13 protein-coding genes are annotated in these 13,938 nt (G+C 61.9%); 8 read left to right on the forward strand and 5 right to left on the reverse strand.

Annotated features, from left to right (window positions below; translation table 11 throughout):
- Window positions 1–51: 51 nt before the first annotated feature.
- From ACNAOT_RS10170 to ACNAOT_RS10190, 5 genes are all read right to left on the reverse strand, one after another.
- Complete coding sequence (locus tag ACNAOT_RS10170; RefSeq protein WP_420180938.1) at window positions 52–456, reverse strand: GlcG/HbpS family heme-binding protein; 405 nt, start codon at window positions 454–456, stop codon at window positions 52–54.
- A gap of 54 nt (window positions 457–510) precedes the next feature.
- Window positions 511–1,470 (reverse strand): 2-hydroxyacid dehydrogenase, encoded by a 960-nt coding sequence (locus tag ACNAOT_RS10175; protein ID WP_420180939.1) that lies wholly within the window; start codon window positions 1,468–1,470, stop codon window positions 511–513.
- Entirely contained in the window at window positions 1,467–2,666 is a 1,200-nt protein-coding gene (locus ACNAOT_RS10180) for a pyridoxal phosphate-dependent aminotransferase (RefSeq protein WP_420180940.1), read from the reverse strand. The genes ACNAOT_RS10175 and ACNAOT_RS10180 overlap by 4 nt, the downstream gene beginning before the upstream one ends.
- A gap of 253 nt (window positions 2,667–2,919) precedes the next feature.
- A complete protein-coding gene (locus tag ACNAOT_RS10185; protein ID WP_091467097.1) occupies window positions 2,920–3,939 on the reverse strand; it encodes a DUF808 domain-containing protein in 1,020 nt (339 codons plus the stop codon).
- Window positions 3,940–4,040: 101 nt separating this feature from the next.
- Complete coding sequence (locus tag ACNAOT_RS10190; RefSeq protein WP_091467099.1) at window positions 4,041–4,820, reverse strand: type 1 glutamine amidotransferase domain-containing protein; 780 nt, start codon at window positions 4,818–4,820, stop codon at window positions 4,041–4,043.
- A 103-nt stretch (window positions 4,821–4,923) separates the two neighbouring features.
- Between ACNAOT_RS10190 and ACNAOT_RS10195 the strand changes: the two genes are divergently transcribed.
- From ACNAOT_RS10195 to ACNAOT_RS10230, 8 genes are all read left to right on the forward strand, one after another.
- Window positions 4,924–5,052 carry a hypothetical protein gene (locus tag ACNAOT_RS10195; protein ID WP_420180941.1) on the forward strand — a complete coding sequence of 43 codons (129 nt, stop codon included), beginning with the start codon at window positions 4,924–4,926 and terminating at the stop codon, window positions 5,050–5,052.
- Window positions 5,053–5,244: 192 nt separating this feature from the next.
- Window positions 5,245–6,312, forward strand: a complete 1,068-nt coding sequence (locus tag ACNAOT_RS10200; protein ID WP_420180942.1) for a LacI family DNA-binding transcriptional regulator — start codon at window positions 5,245–5,247, stop codon at window positions 6,310–6,312.
- Window positions 6,313–6,391: 79 nt separating this feature from the next.
- The gene (locus ACNAOT_RS10205; RefSeq protein ID WP_420180943.1) at window positions 6,392–8,065 is read left to right on the forward strand and encodes an ABC transporter substrate-binding protein; all 1,674 of its coding nucleotides are present in this window, start codon (window positions 6,392–6,394) and stop codon (window positions 8,063–8,065) included.
- Window positions 8,066–8,285: 220 nt separating this feature from the next.
- Window positions 8,286–9,263, forward strand: coding sequence for an ABC transporter permease (locus ACNAOT_RS10210; protein ID WP_420180944.1), 978 nt, complete (start codon window positions 8,286–8,288; stop codon window positions 9,261–9,263).
- Between the two features lie 10 nt (window positions 9,264–9,273).
- Entirely contained in the window at window positions 9,274–10,200 is a 927-nt protein-coding gene (locus ACNAOT_RS10215; protein WP_091467106.1) for an ABC transporter permease, read from the forward strand.
- Window positions 10,197–11,159 (forward strand): ABC transporter ATP-binding protein, encoded by a 963-nt coding sequence (locus ACNAOT_RS10220; RefSeq protein ID WP_420180945.1) that lies wholly within the window; start codon window positions 10,197–10,199, stop codon window positions 11,157–11,159. The genes ACNAOT_RS10215 and ACNAOT_RS10220 overlap by 4 nt, the downstream gene beginning before the upstream one ends.
- Complete coding sequence (locus tag ACNAOT_RS10225; RefSeq protein WP_420180946.1) at window positions 11,156–12,250, forward strand: ATP-binding cassette domain-containing protein; 1,095 nt, start codon at window positions 11,156–11,158, stop codon at window positions 12,248–12,250. The genes ACNAOT_RS10220 and ACNAOT_RS10225 overlap by 4 nt, the downstream gene beginning before the upstream one ends.
- A complete protein-coding gene (locus ACNAOT_RS10230; protein ID WP_420180947.1) occupies window positions 12,247–13,797 on the forward strand; it encodes a glycoside hydrolase family 32 protein in 1,551 nt (516 codons plus the stop codon). Before ACNAOT_RS10225 ends, ACNAOT_RS10230 begins: the two co-directional genes overlap by 4 nt.
- Window positions 13,798–13,938 lie beyond the last annotated feature (141 nt).

The following is a 13,938-nucleotide window of genomic DNA, read 5'->3' on the forward strand; positions in this document are numbered from 1 at the left end:
CCGATCCAAGGGGTGACAGGGGCGCCAATGAAATCCGGACGCCCCCTGGTGTTAAAACTCGACCGCGGCCCCCGCGGAGGCAACGGCATGGTCATTTTCTACCGTGCTTCCGCTGACGCCCACAGCGCCAATGACATGGCCGTCCTTGCTGTACAGGGGAACGCCGCCGGGGAACGTAATGAGTCCTCCGTTGGATACTTCGATGTTGAAGAGGGAACCCCCGGGCTGGGAGAGTTCGCCGATCGAACCTGTTGGCATATCGAAGTATCGGGCGGTGCGTGCCTTCCGTATTGCTATGTCGATGCCTCCCAACCATGCCCCGTCCATCCGGGTAAAGCCTTTGAGGTTGGCGCCTGCATCCACGACAGCGATATTCATTGCCGTTCCTTGTTCCAGTGCAACCTTGGCGGCTGCCGCTAGAACCGCTTCTGTCTGGGCTTGGGTGATGTCAGCCATAGTTTCTCTCCTTTGAGAAATGTACTTCCAATGGTTTCTATCTGTCGGATCCGTCTACGCGATCGGTGCCGGCGGTCGTTCACCGCTCAACACTGCCAGTGCGTTGTCGGCGGCGAGCATGGCCATGGCTGTACGCGTTTCCACCGTGGCTGAGCCGAGGTGCGGCAGGAGGGCGACGTTGTCCAGTTCCAGCAGGCCGGGATGGACGCGTGGTTCTTGCTCGTAGACGTCAAGTCCGGCTCCCGCGATTGCACCTTCGCGGAGGGCTGTTGCCAGTGCGTCTTCGTCGACGATTGGTCCGCGCGCGGTGTTGACGAGGAACGCGGAGCTCTTCATCGCAGCGAGTTGTTCGGCCCCGATCAGGTGATGGGTGGCGGGACCGTACGGGCAGTGCAGTGATACGACGTCGGAGACTGCCAGCAGTTCGTCGAGGTCGACGCGTCGGGCGTCCAGTTCCGCGGCGATCGTTGGGTCGATTTCGCTACGGGACTGGTAGACGACGTCCATTCCGAAGGCTTTGGCCCGCCGTGCGGTGGCCTGGCCGATTCCGCCCATGCCGACGACGCCGAGTGTCTTGCCCTGCAGGCTACTGCCGAGCAGGAAGAACATTCCCCACTTCCAGGCTTGGCCGGAGCGGATGAGTCGTTCACCCTCACCGAGCCGTCGGGTTGCCATGAGGATGAGGCCGAACGCGATGTCGGCCGTGGCGTCGGTGAGTACGCCTGGCGTGTTGGTGGCCACGACGCCGCGTTCGCTGCAGGCGGGCACGTCGATGTTGTCGTAGCCGACGGCGACATTTGCGACGACCTTGAGCTGCGGGCCGGCGGCGTCGAGCAGTTCTGCATCAACGCGCTCGGTGAGCAGCGACACTATGGCATCGGCGCCGGCTACCCGGCGCAGAAGTTCTTCGCGGGTAATGGTCTCGGGACCATCCCAGGCCTCGACGTCGTGTTCGGCGCGGAGTTTTTCAATTGCAGCGTCGGGGATACGTCCCGTGACGACGACCCGGCTCATGCGGTCACGATCCAGTCCCGGAGGCGGCCGAGGCCCTCACGGATATCGGCGACGTCGATGCCTGAGTAGGCGAGCCGGATGTACTGCCTTTCTTCGCCGGGTAGGCGCCGGCCGAAGTGCTCGCGGGTGCAGAAGGAGACCCCGGTCTTGTACAGGGCGTCGCTCGCGAAGTCGCCCACTGCCGTGTAGCCCATTTTCTCCATGACGTCAGTGACGTCCGGGAACAGGTAGAACGTCGACTGGGGCACTGCGACGTGCATTCCGGGGACAGAGTTCACGAGTTCGCAGGCAGCATCCCGCCGGTCACGCAGGACGTCGAGCATCTGTTGGACCGGTTCCTGGGTGCCGCGCAGTGCTTCGATACCGGCCCACTGCACGTAATGGGTGGTGCATGACTCGTCGTTGGTGTTAAGGGTGCTGAGAACTTTGGCGATCTCAAGGGGAGCTACGGCACAGCCGAGGCGTGAGCCGGTCATGGCGAACTTCTTACTGAAGGTGTAGAGGATCACGGTTCGTTCGGCCATGCCCGGAAGCGACGTGATCGAACTGGAGACTCCCTCGTAGCGGGTCTCGAAATAGGCCTCGTCGGAGAGCACCCAGAGATTGTGCTCCTGGGCGATCTGGGCAATGGCCTCGCGCTCAGCTGCAGTGGATTCCGCGGAGATGGGGTTCTGCAGGTCGTTGTAGATGATGGCAACGGTGTTCGGCGTGATCGATGCGCGCACCTGGTCGAGGTCGATCGAGAAGCCCTGGCTCGTGGGGAGGTAGCGGTACGGTACTGCTGTGCCTCCGAGGTATTCGATCTGCGATTCGTAGATCGGGAAGCCGGGATTCGGGTACAGCACTTCCTGACCGGGGTTCATCACTGCCTGCAGGAACTTGGTGATGACCGGCTTGCCGCCCGTCATGACCACGACGTTGTCGGGGGAGAGGCTGATGCCGCGGCGTGAGCCGATGTCCTCGGCGAGGGCTTCGCGCAGCTGGGGGATGCCGGGGCCGGGGCAGTAGCCCGTGTAGCCGTCGGCGATTGCCTTGGTCATGGCTTCGACGATGTGCGGGGCGGTGGGGATATTGATGTCACCGAGGTGGAAGGGGTAAACCAGATTCCCCTTCGCCTTCCAAGCTGCCGCCGCTTGGGCGACGCTAAAGGCGGTTTCGGTGCCGAGCCGTTCGAGTCGATGCGCGAGTTGCTGCATGCTGTGTACTCCTCGTTGAGTTAAGAGTCATTCGTAGACATCTAATACATGACTAATATATCAAAGCGTCATGTGGCCCTCAGCACAAGAGTGCGACGCACTATGACCTCATCACATGAGAGTGGCACCGCGTCCGGGTCTTAACCTGGACGCAGTGCCACTGTTCTCAGCCTGTTAGGACGCCGAATCGTCGTCGCGCGCCCAAGTAGGTCGCAGTACATGCCGTTTTGAGTCCTCAAAACGGCGTCATCTGCTACTTAGTTGGGTTGTGTTTGGCCGGCTTGTGACCGGCGATCGCGGCGCGGACATCGCCCTCTTCGTGTCCATCCTTCTTCTTGCCAAACGGCAGCACCTTAAGCAGCGGGTGCAGGATGAGCATGATGACCAGGCCCCAGATGGCTCCGAGAATGGCTGAGCAGATCGTGTTCACGAGCCAGGCAAGGAAGCCGCCCACCACAGGGATTCCGACGAAGGGTGTCTCCAGTACATGGACAAGGTCATAGGGGCCGTGCCAGCCGAGGTCGTACGCACCCTGCAGCATGATGTGACCACCAACCCACAGCATGGCGATCGTTCCTATGAGGGTGATGGCGGCCAGTACGGCCGGCATCCCCTTCACGAGCAGCCGGCCGAAGCGCTGGGAGCCCTCGGAGGCCTTGGTGGTCAGGTGCAGGCCAATATCGTCCATTTTGACGATGAGGCCGACGGCGCCGTACACAATGACCGTGATCGCGATTGCAACGACGACCAGGATGAACGCCCGGACCCACAGGGACTCGGCGGCCACCTCATTCATGGCGATGACCATGATCTCGCAGGACAGGATGAAGTCTGTGGTGATGGCGCCCTTGGTAACTTTCGCCTCCGCTTCAGGGCCGCGTTGGACAGCCGGCGCCTTCTCGGTATCTGCATGGTCGCCGCGGAACTTGTGCCACACCTTTTCGGCGCCCTCGTAGCAGAGGTAGCTGCCGCCCAGCATGAGGATGAACGGAATTACTCCCGGGATGAAAGCACTAACCAGCAGCAGAGCCGGCAGGATGATCACTAGCTTGTTTCGCAGCGAGCCCCAGAAGATCCTTTTGATCATTGGCAGTTCGCGTGACGGGTCCGCCCCTGAGACATATTGGGGTGTGACCGCGGCGTCGTCAATCACGACGCCGGCAGCTTTGGCCCCGGCTTTGGCGGCTCCAGCCGCGATGTCGTCCACAGAAGCAGCCGCTATGCGGGCCAGCGCTGCGACGTCGTCCAACAGTGCTACGAGACCGCCGCTCACAGGAGAACTCCGTCCTGCTTAAGGGCGGGCAGCGGCGTGTGAATACCTGGGTAGAGTCGCATAATCGGCATGTTCGGAGTATACGATGTCGGGCGGAACCTCTAGTGTTCCGTGTCCGCCGCTGCCTGCTTCTTAGCGGTCTTTTCCGCGTCCTTCTCAGCGCGCAGCGCCTCCGCCTCGTGCTGCTCCTCGGCCTTTTCCTGATGGATGACCTGGGCGAAGAGCTTCTCCATCTCCTTGGCTACTCCGGCAGCTGAAGCAGGATTCTGACCGGTGACCAGTCGCTCGTCTACCGCCACTTTTTCTTCAAAGACGCCCGCGGAGACATGTCGTGCTCCCTGTTCCTCCAAGCGGTCTGCCAGGAAGAATGGAATGACCTTGTCTTTCCCGGCGGCAACTTCCTCGTCATTGGTGAACGCGGCCACATCCCGGCCTTGGACTAGACGGAATCCGTTCTCCAACTCCACATTCAGCAGTCCGGCCGGACCATGGCAGACAGCGCCCACCAAGCCGCCGGCGTCGTAAACGCTGGCAACCAGGCGCTGCAATCCTTCACTATCCGGGAAGTCCCACATAGTGCCGTGTCCTCCCACGAGGTAGACGGCATCATATTGCCCGGGATCAATAACATCCACGCGGGCAGTGTTGTAGAGGCCGGCGCGCGTGGTCTCATCTTTGGTGAAGGCGACCTGGATGGGATCATCCGTGTCTACCTCGTCGCTGGGAGGCTGGCCGCCTTTGATCGAGGCAAAATCGACGAAGTGACCTGAATCTTTGAACACCTTCCACGGATGTGCGGCTTCGGCCACGTTGTAGCCGGTCTTCTCGCCCGTATCGCCGAGCTCGGAAACGCTGGTCAGTACCATGAGGATTTTCTTCATGAAGTGCTCCTTTCGTCCAAAGTCCACACTACGCCCCACTTTTTCAAGGCTCTGGCAGCTGAAGAGTCCATAGACTGTCAGTACGCGCCCCTATGCTTGGCTCATGTCTACTGATGAAGAGAAAGACCCTCCCGTACCTGCCGACGTTGAGGGCAAGATCCCGAAAAAAGTTCACGATGTCCCGAACGAAGAACTGCCCGACGCATCTACGGGCGAACCCAGCGCAAAATAGACGGCAGACGGCGCGGTTTTGAACCTTCAAGTCTGTCAAAACCACCTGTTGACAGACTTGAAGTAACGCGGGTAACCTAGGTCACATGCTCAACAAGTAACGCGCGTTACCAACAGCGTTTCCTGCAGAGCAAGCCAGGCAATGATGGCCTGGCACCACACTCGGACCAAACAAGATCACCCGGAGCGTTCAATGGCGAAAACCACCCCTGGCGAGGCCGTACCTGTACGGCAGCGGGGAGTCACCATGAAAGACGTCGCCAAACATGCCGGCGTTTCCCGGACTGCGGTTTCGTTTGTTTTGAGCAACCGCGAAAACGCCAGCATTTCCGAGGAAACCCGCACTCGGATCAACCACGCTGTGCAGGAACTGGGTTACAGGCCCAACGCCGGTGCCCGTGCGCTGGCATCGCGGCGCAGCGATTGGTACGGGATCGTGACGGAGATCGTCACGGCACCGTTCGCCGTCAACATCATCAAAGGAGCCCAGGACAAAGCCTGGCTTGACCGCCGGTTCCTGCTCATCGCGCCCTCCGACCAGGCCGATGCCGTAGGACCCAACGAGGGCCTGGAAGATGCTGCAACTGAAAAGCTGCTGGAACAACGAGTGGAAGGACTTCTCTACGCAGCTACTTTTCACCGGGGCGTCCACGTTCCGGCGAGTGCCAATGAAGTACCCACCGTGTTAATCAACTGCTTCGATGCAGACGGTAAGCTTCCCTCGATCGTCCCTGACGAGCGTGGGGGAGGAAGGATCGCCGTCGAGCGGTTGCTCCAAGCCGGCCACACCCGGATTGGAGTCATCAACCTTGACCCGGTTATTCCTGCTGCAGTGGGGCGGCTGGAAGGTGCACGCGAAGCGCTTGCCGTCGCCGGACTGGAGCTGGACCCGGAACTGGTGGTGTCCGGATATGCCACGGCCGATGGCGGTTACGAAGCCGCTTGCCGGATACTGGACCGCTATCCACAACAGGACAGGCCAACGGCCTTGTTCTGCCTCAATGACCGCATGGCGATGGGCGCATATGACGCCATCAAGGAACGGGGCCTGACCATCCCCGGGGACATCGCCGTGATCGGCTTCGACAATCAGGAACTCATCGCGGCCTACCTACGGCCAAAGCTGACAACGGTTGCGTTGCCATTCGAAAAAATGGGCGCCTTGGGCGTCCAAACGCTCGCCGCACTAACAGCAGGACAGCCGATCATTGCCGACCAGCAATTGGTCGACTGTCCGCTGCTAGAACGCTCTTCGGTCTGACCGCGAAATCAACGTCGAAGAGCAAACCCCTTACCAACCCCTTCACCTTGCTGATGAAGATAGGAAAGAGATAACCATCATGACACAACCCCGATATTTCAGGGCTGCCCGGATGACGGCGGCAAGCCTTGCAGTGGGCGCAATGCTGCTCACCGGCTGCACGGCCAATGTCACCAAGACAAGCACTTCCGACGCCGGAGCGAACGCCAGCGCGTTCCTCACCATCCCGCGTGAGGACATGGGAACGTTCGTGCAGAACTTCAACCCGTTCGCTCCCACGGTCAACCCGATGGTTCAGCAGTCCATTTACGAATCCCTCCTGATCTTCAACCCGGCCAAGGGAGACACGGTGCCGTGGCTTGCCACCGAGTGGAATGCTGCGGAGGACGGCAAGTCACTTACCTTCACCCTCCGTGACGGTGTGAAGTGGTCCGATGGGCAGCCCTTCGTGGCTGACGATGTTGCCTATACGTTCGAACTTCAGAAGAAGATCAAGGGCGGCTTCGAGTATCTGGACACCGTTACGGCCGAGGGCAACAAAGTCACGTTCAACTTCAACAAGCCCTGGTCACCAGCCCTTTACGACGTCGGCCAGCTCGTCATCCTGCCCAAGCACATCTGGTCCGCTTTGCCGGACCCGGAAAAGGACGCAAACGCCAAGCCGGTGGGCACCGGACCCTACACCGAGGTGGACAGTTTCCAGGCCCAGTCGTTCGTGCTGACCAAGAACCCGAATTACTGGCAGCCGGAGAAGCAGAAGATCGCCGGCATCAAGATGCTCGCTTTTGCAGGAAACGACGGCGCCAACCTCGCCGCCGCGAATGGCGACGTGGACTGGGCTCCGCAGTACATCCCGAACATCGAAAAGACCTTCGTTTCCAAGGACAAGGAACACCGTCAATACTGGTTCCCGGCCACGGGTGCCATGATCAACTGGCAACTCAACACCACTAAAGCGCCGTTCAACGACGTTGATGTGCGCAAGGCACTGAGCATGGCCGTTGACCGCGAGCAAGTCACCAAGATCGGCATGAGCGGCTACGCGAAACCGGCGGACTGCACCGGACTCTCCGGCAACTACGAAACCTGGAAGAACGCCGCGGTCAAGGACAACTGCACGTGGACCAACCACGATGTGCAAAAGGCCAACGAGCTTCTGGACAAGGCCGGATATCCCAAGGGAGCCGACGGAAAGCGCACGATGAAGGACGGAAAGCCGTTCGAATTCGAGATCTCCGTGGGCGCGACTTCCTCCGACTGGCTGTCAGTGGCCAACGTGATCGCGCAGAACCTGGCCGAAGTGGGCGTAACTGCCAAGGTGGAGTCCCCGGATTGGGCTGCCGTGGTTGCCGGCTATGAGACCGGCGACTTCGACTCCGGCATTGTCTGGAGCGCCAACGACCCCAGCCCGTACAAGTACTTCAACACGTCAATGGGCACAGCAACAGTGAAGCCCGTGGGCACCAAGACGTTCGACAACTACCACCGCTTCGGCGACACGAAAGCGGATGCACTGCTTGCCGACTTCGCCGCGGCAAGTGATGAGTCCAAGCAAAAGGACCTCGCCAACAAGCTGCAGGAAGAGTACAACGACGTCGCACCGCTGGTGCCGCTGTTCTCCGGCCCGGAATGGGGAGCCTTCAATGACAACCGGTTCACCGGCTGGCCCACTGAGGGCAACCCGTACGCCACCCTCTCGGTCCGTTCACCTACAACGGTGCTGGTACTGACCACGCTGGAACCGCGCAAGTAGTCCCCACCGCCGCCCTAACCTCGCTGCGCTTCGGCCAGGGAAGCCGGGCGGCGTGGGCCCAACCACCGCCGCCCTAACCTCGCTGCGCTTCGGCCAGGGAACCCGGGCGGCGTGGGCCCACCGCTTTTGACCCCTCACGGGCCTTACACCGCACGTCCGGGCGGCCAACTCCGCCCGGACGTGCCCCAAACTTTCCGCAATTCCCGAATGGAGGGAAACCGTGCGCTTCATCCTGCGCCGCCTGGGTTTCTACCTGATCGCCTTCTGGGCATCCATCACCCTGAACTTCCTGCTCCCGCGTTTCATGCCCGGTGACCCCGTCTCCCGGATGTTCGCCCGCTCCCAGGACCGAATGCAGCCCGAACAAATCGAGGCCCTGCGCAAGCTGCTGGGTGTTGACGATCGGCCCATTTGGGAGCAATACATCGACTACATGCACAACATCTTCACCGGGCAAATGGGTGTTTCCATCTCCCGTTTCCCCACCCCCGTCACCGAAGTCATCTCGTCCCAAATCGGCTGGACACTTCTGCTGGGCGGTACCGCACTGGTGGTGGCCGCCGTCGTGGGTAACCTGCTGGGCATCCTGGCCGCTTGGCGCCGTGGCGGCGCGATCGACTCCGCGCTTCCGCCGGTACTGGTTTTCATCGGCTCGTTCCCGTACTTCTGGCTTGCCATGGGTGCGCTGTACCTGTTCGGTGTGGTGCTGGGTTGGTTCCCGATCCGACATGCGTTCACTGACGGTTTGGAGCCGGCGTTCACCTGGGAGTTCATCGGCGACGTCGGTGCCCACCTTGTGCTGCCCGCGCTGACGATCGTGCTGGTTTCCATCGGAGGTTGGATGCTGGGCATGCGAAACACCATGATTGCCACGAATTCCGAGGATTACATCACCATGGCCGAAGCTAAGGGACTCCGCCCCGGCCGCATCATGCTCCGCTACGCGGCACGCAATGCCATGCTCCCGTCGGTAACCAGCTTCGGCATGGGATTGGGGTTCGTGGTGGGTGGTGCGCTGCTCACGGAGGTGGTGTTCGCTTATCCCGGCGTCGGCTACCAACTCCTCAATGCCGTCCAAGGCCTCGACTATCCGCTCATGCAGGGCCTGTTCCTGACTATCACCGCCGCTGTGCTGCTTGCCAACTTCCTGGTGGACATCCTCTACGTCCGCCTCGACCCGCGCGTGCGCAGCAACTAGAGGACTGATCATGACAACCGCACTTCTGAAGCAGCCAACTCCAACACCGGCTGTCCGCAAACCCAACCGCAGCTTCGTCCACGGGCTCCTGAACAACAAGAAGGCCCTGACGGGCATGGCCGTGATGTTCATCTTCATTGCTTTGGCCCTGCTGGCGCCGGTGCTGTTTCCCGGCGACCCGTCGAGGATCACCGCGATGGCCTCCTTGGAACCATCTGCCGAGCACTGGCTTGGCACCACCGCCAAGGGACAGGACGTGCTCGCACTGACCGTCCACGGCTCACGGAGTTCCCTCTTCGTGGGGCTGACCGTCGGGGTGGCGTCCACGTTCATCGGCATCCTCGTCGGCCTCGCCTCGGCGTACTTCGGCAAGTTCATTGACGAAGCGTTGTCCCTGGTTACCAACGTTTTCCTCCTCCTGCCCGGCCTGCCCCTGCTGGTCATCCTGGCCGCGTTCCTTCCGCCGGGTCTGGGCACGGTAATCCTGGTACTCGTCGTCACCGGCTGGGCCGGCTCTGCCCGCGTCCTTCGGTCACAGGCGTTGTCCATCCGATCCAAGGACTTCGTGGCCGCGGCCGTGGTGTCCGGGGAACGGGCGGGTCGGATCATGTTCCGCGAAATCCTGCCCAACATGGCCTCGATTGTCATGGGCACCCTGCTTGCCTGCGTGATTTACGGAATCGGTGCCCAAGCGGGCCTGGAGTTCCTGGGCCTGGGCGATGTCAGCACGGTCTCCTGGGGCAACAACCTCTTCTGGGCCGGCAACGAAGGCGCCCTGCTCACCGGCAGTTGGTGGGTCTTCGTCCCCTCAGGCGTGTGTATAGCGCTGGTCGCCTTCGCCCTAGCCCTCATCAACTATGCCGTGGACGAGGTCACCAACCCGCGGTTGCGGAAAATCAAGACTCCAAAAGACACCGAAAGGAGCGCCGCCAAATGACCATCTCCCAAGTTTCCTTCGGCACCCACGAACCAGTCCTTGACGTCAAAAACCTCACCGTCAAGTACATCGGCGACACCCGGTCCACCACCGCCGTCGACCGCGTTTCCTTCAGCATTGGCACCGGTGAGGTGTTCGGCCTCGCGGGGGAGTCAGGCTGCGGGAAGTCCACCATTGCCAACTCAATCATGAGGCTCCTGAAGGACCCCGCAAAGATTGCAGGCGGCAGCATCTCCTTCGGTGGCAAGGACGTCCTGGCCATGAGCCCTGAAGAGCTGCGGCGCTTCCGCTGGCAGGACGTGGCGATGGTCTTCCAATCTGCCATGAACTCGCTCAATCCGGTGCTGACCATAGGCGAACAGATCGTTGACATCTTCACCACTCACGCCGGCTACTCCCGTAAGGAATCGCTGAGGCGCGCCGGGGAACTGCTGGAACTCGTGAGGATCGATCCCGGACGGCTCAAGTCCTATCCGCACCAGCTCTCGGGCGGCATGCGCCAGCGAGCCGTGATTGCCATGGCCGTGGCGCTCAAGCCGTCACTGCTGATCCTGGACGAGCCCACCACCGCCCTGGACGTAGTGGTGCAGCAGGAGATCATGGCACAAATCAAGGACCTCCAGCGTGAACTAGGCTTCTCCGTCCTCTTCATCACGCACGACATGTCCCTCATGGTGGAACTCTCGCACCGCATGGCCGTGATGTACGGCGGCCGGATCGTGGAGACCGCGAAAGCCCAGGACGTTTACGCCAATCCCCGCCACCCTTACACCCAGGCCCTCATGGGCGCGTTTCCGCCGCTCACCGGTCCCCGCGTTCCGTTGACGGGACTGCCCGACGGCGTGAAGTTCCGGAACATCCCGGACCTCACCGAAGAAGCACCCGGCCATTTCGTAGCTCCGTTTGGTGCCGACACCCCGGCGGTTGATTCAGCAAACCTGGAAGGAGCTGCACGATGAGCCACTCACTCATGACCCCACCGGCCGTGGCCGGCACCGGTACCCCCGCCCTCGAGATCCGCGGCCTGGGAAAGTCATTTCCCATTGGCGGGCTGTTCTCCCGCGATTCGGTCCGTGCCCTGCACGGCGTCGACCTGAGCATTGGCCGCGGTGAAATCGTGGCGCTTGTGGGGGAGTCCGGTTCCGGCAAGAGCACCTTGGCCCGCTGCGTCGCGCGGCTCGAAAAGCCGAGCACCGGCGCAATCCTGATTGACGGCGTCGACATCCTCAAACGGGATCGTTTCCAAGCGTCGCGTGCATTTCGCTCGCAACTGCAGATGGTGTTCCAGGACCCCTTCGGTTCATTGAACCCCGCTCACAGGATGGACCATTTCCTGCGGCGCTCGTTGGCGATCCATGGCAAGAGCGGCGGTTCCGAGCAGGAGACCCAGCGTCGGCTAGCAGAACTCATGACCACTGTCGGTCTGCAGGCTGACATGCTGAACTCCTATCCGCATGAGCTTTCCGGCGGCCAGCGCCAACGCGTAGCCATAGCCCGGGCGCTCGCCGTTGAACCGCAGGTCATCCTGGCCGACGAACCCACCTCCATGCTTGATGTTTCTGTCCGGATCGGCGTGCTGAACCTGATGCGCAAGCTCCGCGACGAGCAGGGCATCTCCATGCTCTACATCACGCACGACCTCGCATCCGCCCGCTACTTGGCGGACCGGACGGCAGTCATGTTCGCCGGTGAACTCGTCGAGGAGGGCGAGTCCCTGGACCTGCTGTCCAATCCTGCGCACCCATATACGCAACTGCTGGTTTCGGCTGTTCCGGACCCCGCCCGGGCAGGCTCGTACGACCCCGTCCGCAGGGCCGAATTGCGGCAGGCGGTCATGGCCTCAACGCACTGCGCGTTCGACGGCGATCCGAACCAGCCATGTTCGGCCGAAGAACCTGTGCGCCATCAAGTGGGTGACCCTGCGAACCGTCACTGGGTGCGCTGCCATCTGTACCGGCCGTGGGCCGCAGCCGGCGGCCATGCATTGGCGAGCGAACCAATCCAATCCAGCGGCCCGGCGTCGAACGCTCAGGAAGAGGCTTCAGCATGACTGAATTAACCCACCCGCTCGCCACCGTTCCCCAGGACGAGTTGCTGACCCGCGCTGAGGCAGACCCCCTCCGCCCGCGGTTCCATTTCGTGTCGCCGGCCGGCTGGCTCAACGATCCCAACGGCGTCAGCCAGTGGAACGGCACGTACCATCTCTTCTATCAGTACAACCCGGAGGGTGCTTTCCACCATCGCATCCAGTGGGGCCACGCCATCAGCACCGACCTCGTCACCTGGACTGACCTGCCCGTTGCTTTGGAACCGTCCGCGGGACCGGACGCTGATGGCTGCTGGTCGGGGGTATTGGTGAACGACGGCGGTACGCCCACCTTGGTGTACTCGGGACGGTTCGAGGGCAAGGAGCTGCCCTGCGTCGCTGTAGGATCCCCGGACCTGCAGAACTGGACCAAGGACCCCGGGAATCCAGTGATCGCGGCGCCGCCGGCCGGAGTGGAGATCACCGCATACCGCGATCATTGCGTATGGCGCGAAGGCACCAAGTGGCGACAGCTGGTGGGGGCGGGCATTCGTCATCGCGGCGGCACGGCCTTCCTGTACGAGTCTTCGGATCTACGGTCCTGGGATTACATCGGGCCCTTGTGCATAGGCGATGCTTCGCAGGGCGATCCTGCGGACTCTGACTGGACCGGGACCATGTGGGAATGCGTTGACCTGTTCCGCGCCGGACAGGGTTCGTTGGGCTCTGTCCCTGCGGACAACGCGCCGGATGTGCTGGTCTTTTCCGCGTGGGACGACGGCGAAACCCGCCATCCGCTGTACTGGACCGGCCGCTACGCCGGGGATGCCTTCGAGCCGGAGGCACTGCACCGGCTGGACTACGGAGGCCGGTTCTTCTATGCGCCGCAGTCTTTCGAAGATGAGTCCGGCCGCCGTGTCATGTTCGGCTGGATGCAAGAAGGCCGGAGTGATGCGGCGATGGTGGAAGCCGGCTGGTCGGGCGTAATGAGCCTGCCAAGGGTCACCACCGTGGCCAACGATGGAACCTTGGAGTTTGCGCCGGTTCCCGAAATTGAGAAGCTACGCAGAAACCACGTCACCGTCCCCGGCCAGGTGTTGGTAGGGGCTGGAACGTCCCTTGAGACCGGTGTATCCGGCAACCAGGTGGACCTGGAGCTGGACCTGCAGCTTGCGCCTGGTGCGGAGGTTCGGCTGGGAGTGCTGACGTCTCCGGACGGCGTCGAGGAGACCGTGATAGTGCTGAGTCGGGCCGCAGATGGAACCCCCGTCGGCACTCTGCGCTTGGATCGTACTCGAAGCAGCCTCGACCCTGCCGTCGATGTGGAGGACAAGTCCGGCCCCGTTCCCATGATGGACGGTCGGGTTCGCCTTCGCGTGGTGGTGGACCGGTCCGCCGTCGAGATTTTTGCCAACGGCAAGCCCCTGACGGCCCGTGTCTACCCGACCCTGGGGGGCGAGCGCGTGACATTGGCCGCTACCGAAGGTTCGGCGCGGCTCCTTACTTTCGACGCCTGGACCATGGTCGGGATCTTTGAAAGTACCCGGAGCCTCTTGCCGGAAGGAAAGTGAAACCCATGGAAAAGTCTTCATCGGTCTCCCGCCGTGGACTGCTGACCGGCGCTGGGGCGGTTGCGCTGGGCGGGTCCCTGGCGCTGTCCAGTCCCGCCGGCCCCGCCTCGGCGGTGAGTGGCCCTTCGAAAGGATCATCCC

The sequence above is a fragment of the Paenarthrobacter sp. TA1.8 genome (genome assembly GCF_048595705.1).
GTDB classification, from domain to species: Bacteria; Actinomycetota; Actinomycetes; order Actinomycetales; family Micrococcaceae; genus Arthrobacter; species Arthrobacter nitroguajacolicus.

What these genes read in the sequence shown, in the direction of transcription:
- ACNAOT_RS10225 (WP_420180946.1), top strand. Translation starts at nt 11,156, where the DNA reads ATGAGCCACTCACTCATGACCCCACCGGCCGTGGCCGGCACCGGTACC.
- ACNAOT_RS10170 (WP_420180938.1), bottom strand. Translation starts at nt 456, where the DNA reads ATGGCTGACATCACCCAAGCCCAGACAGAAGCGGTTCTAGCGGCAGCC.
- ACNAOT_RS10190 (WP_091467099.1), bottom strand. Translation starts at nt 4,820, where the DNA reads ATGAAGAAAATCCTCATGGTACTGACCAGCGTTTCCGAGCTCGGCGAT.
- ACNAOT_RS10200 (WP_420180942.1), top strand. Translation starts at nt 5,245, where the DNA reads ATGGCGAAAACCACCCCTGGCGAGGCCGTACCTGTACGGCAGCGGGGA.
- ACNAOT_RS10215 (WP_091467106.1), top strand. Translation starts at nt 9,274, where the DNA reads ATGACAACCGCACTTCTGAAGCAGCCAACTCCAACACCGGCTGTCCGC.
- ACNAOT_RS10230 (WP_420180947.1), top strand. Translation starts at nt 12,247, where the DNA reads ATGACTGAATTAACCCACCCGCTCGCCACCGTTCCCCAGGACGAGTTG.
- ACNAOT_RS10220 (WP_420180945.1), top strand. Translation starts at nt 10,197, where the DNA reads ATGACCATCTCCCAAGTTTCCTTCGGCACCCACGAACCAGTCCTTGAC.
- ACNAOT_RS10175 (WP_420180939.1), bottom strand. Translation starts at nt 1,470, where the DNA reads ATGAGCCGGGTCGTCGTCACGGGACGTATCCCCGACGCTGCAATTGAA.
- ACNAOT_RS10205 (WP_420180943.1), top strand. Translation starts at nt 6,392, where the DNA reads ATGACACAACCCCGATATTTCAGGGCTGCCCGGATGACGGCGGCAAGC.
- ACNAOT_RS10180 (WP_420180940.1), bottom strand. Translation starts at nt 2,666, where the DNA reads ATGCAGCAACTCGCGCATCGACTCGAACGGCTCGGCACCGAAACCGCC.
- ACNAOT_RS10195 (WP_420180941.1), top strand. Translation starts at nt 4,924, where the DNA reads ATGTCTACTGATGAAGAGAAAGACCCTCCCGTACCTGCCGACGTTGAG.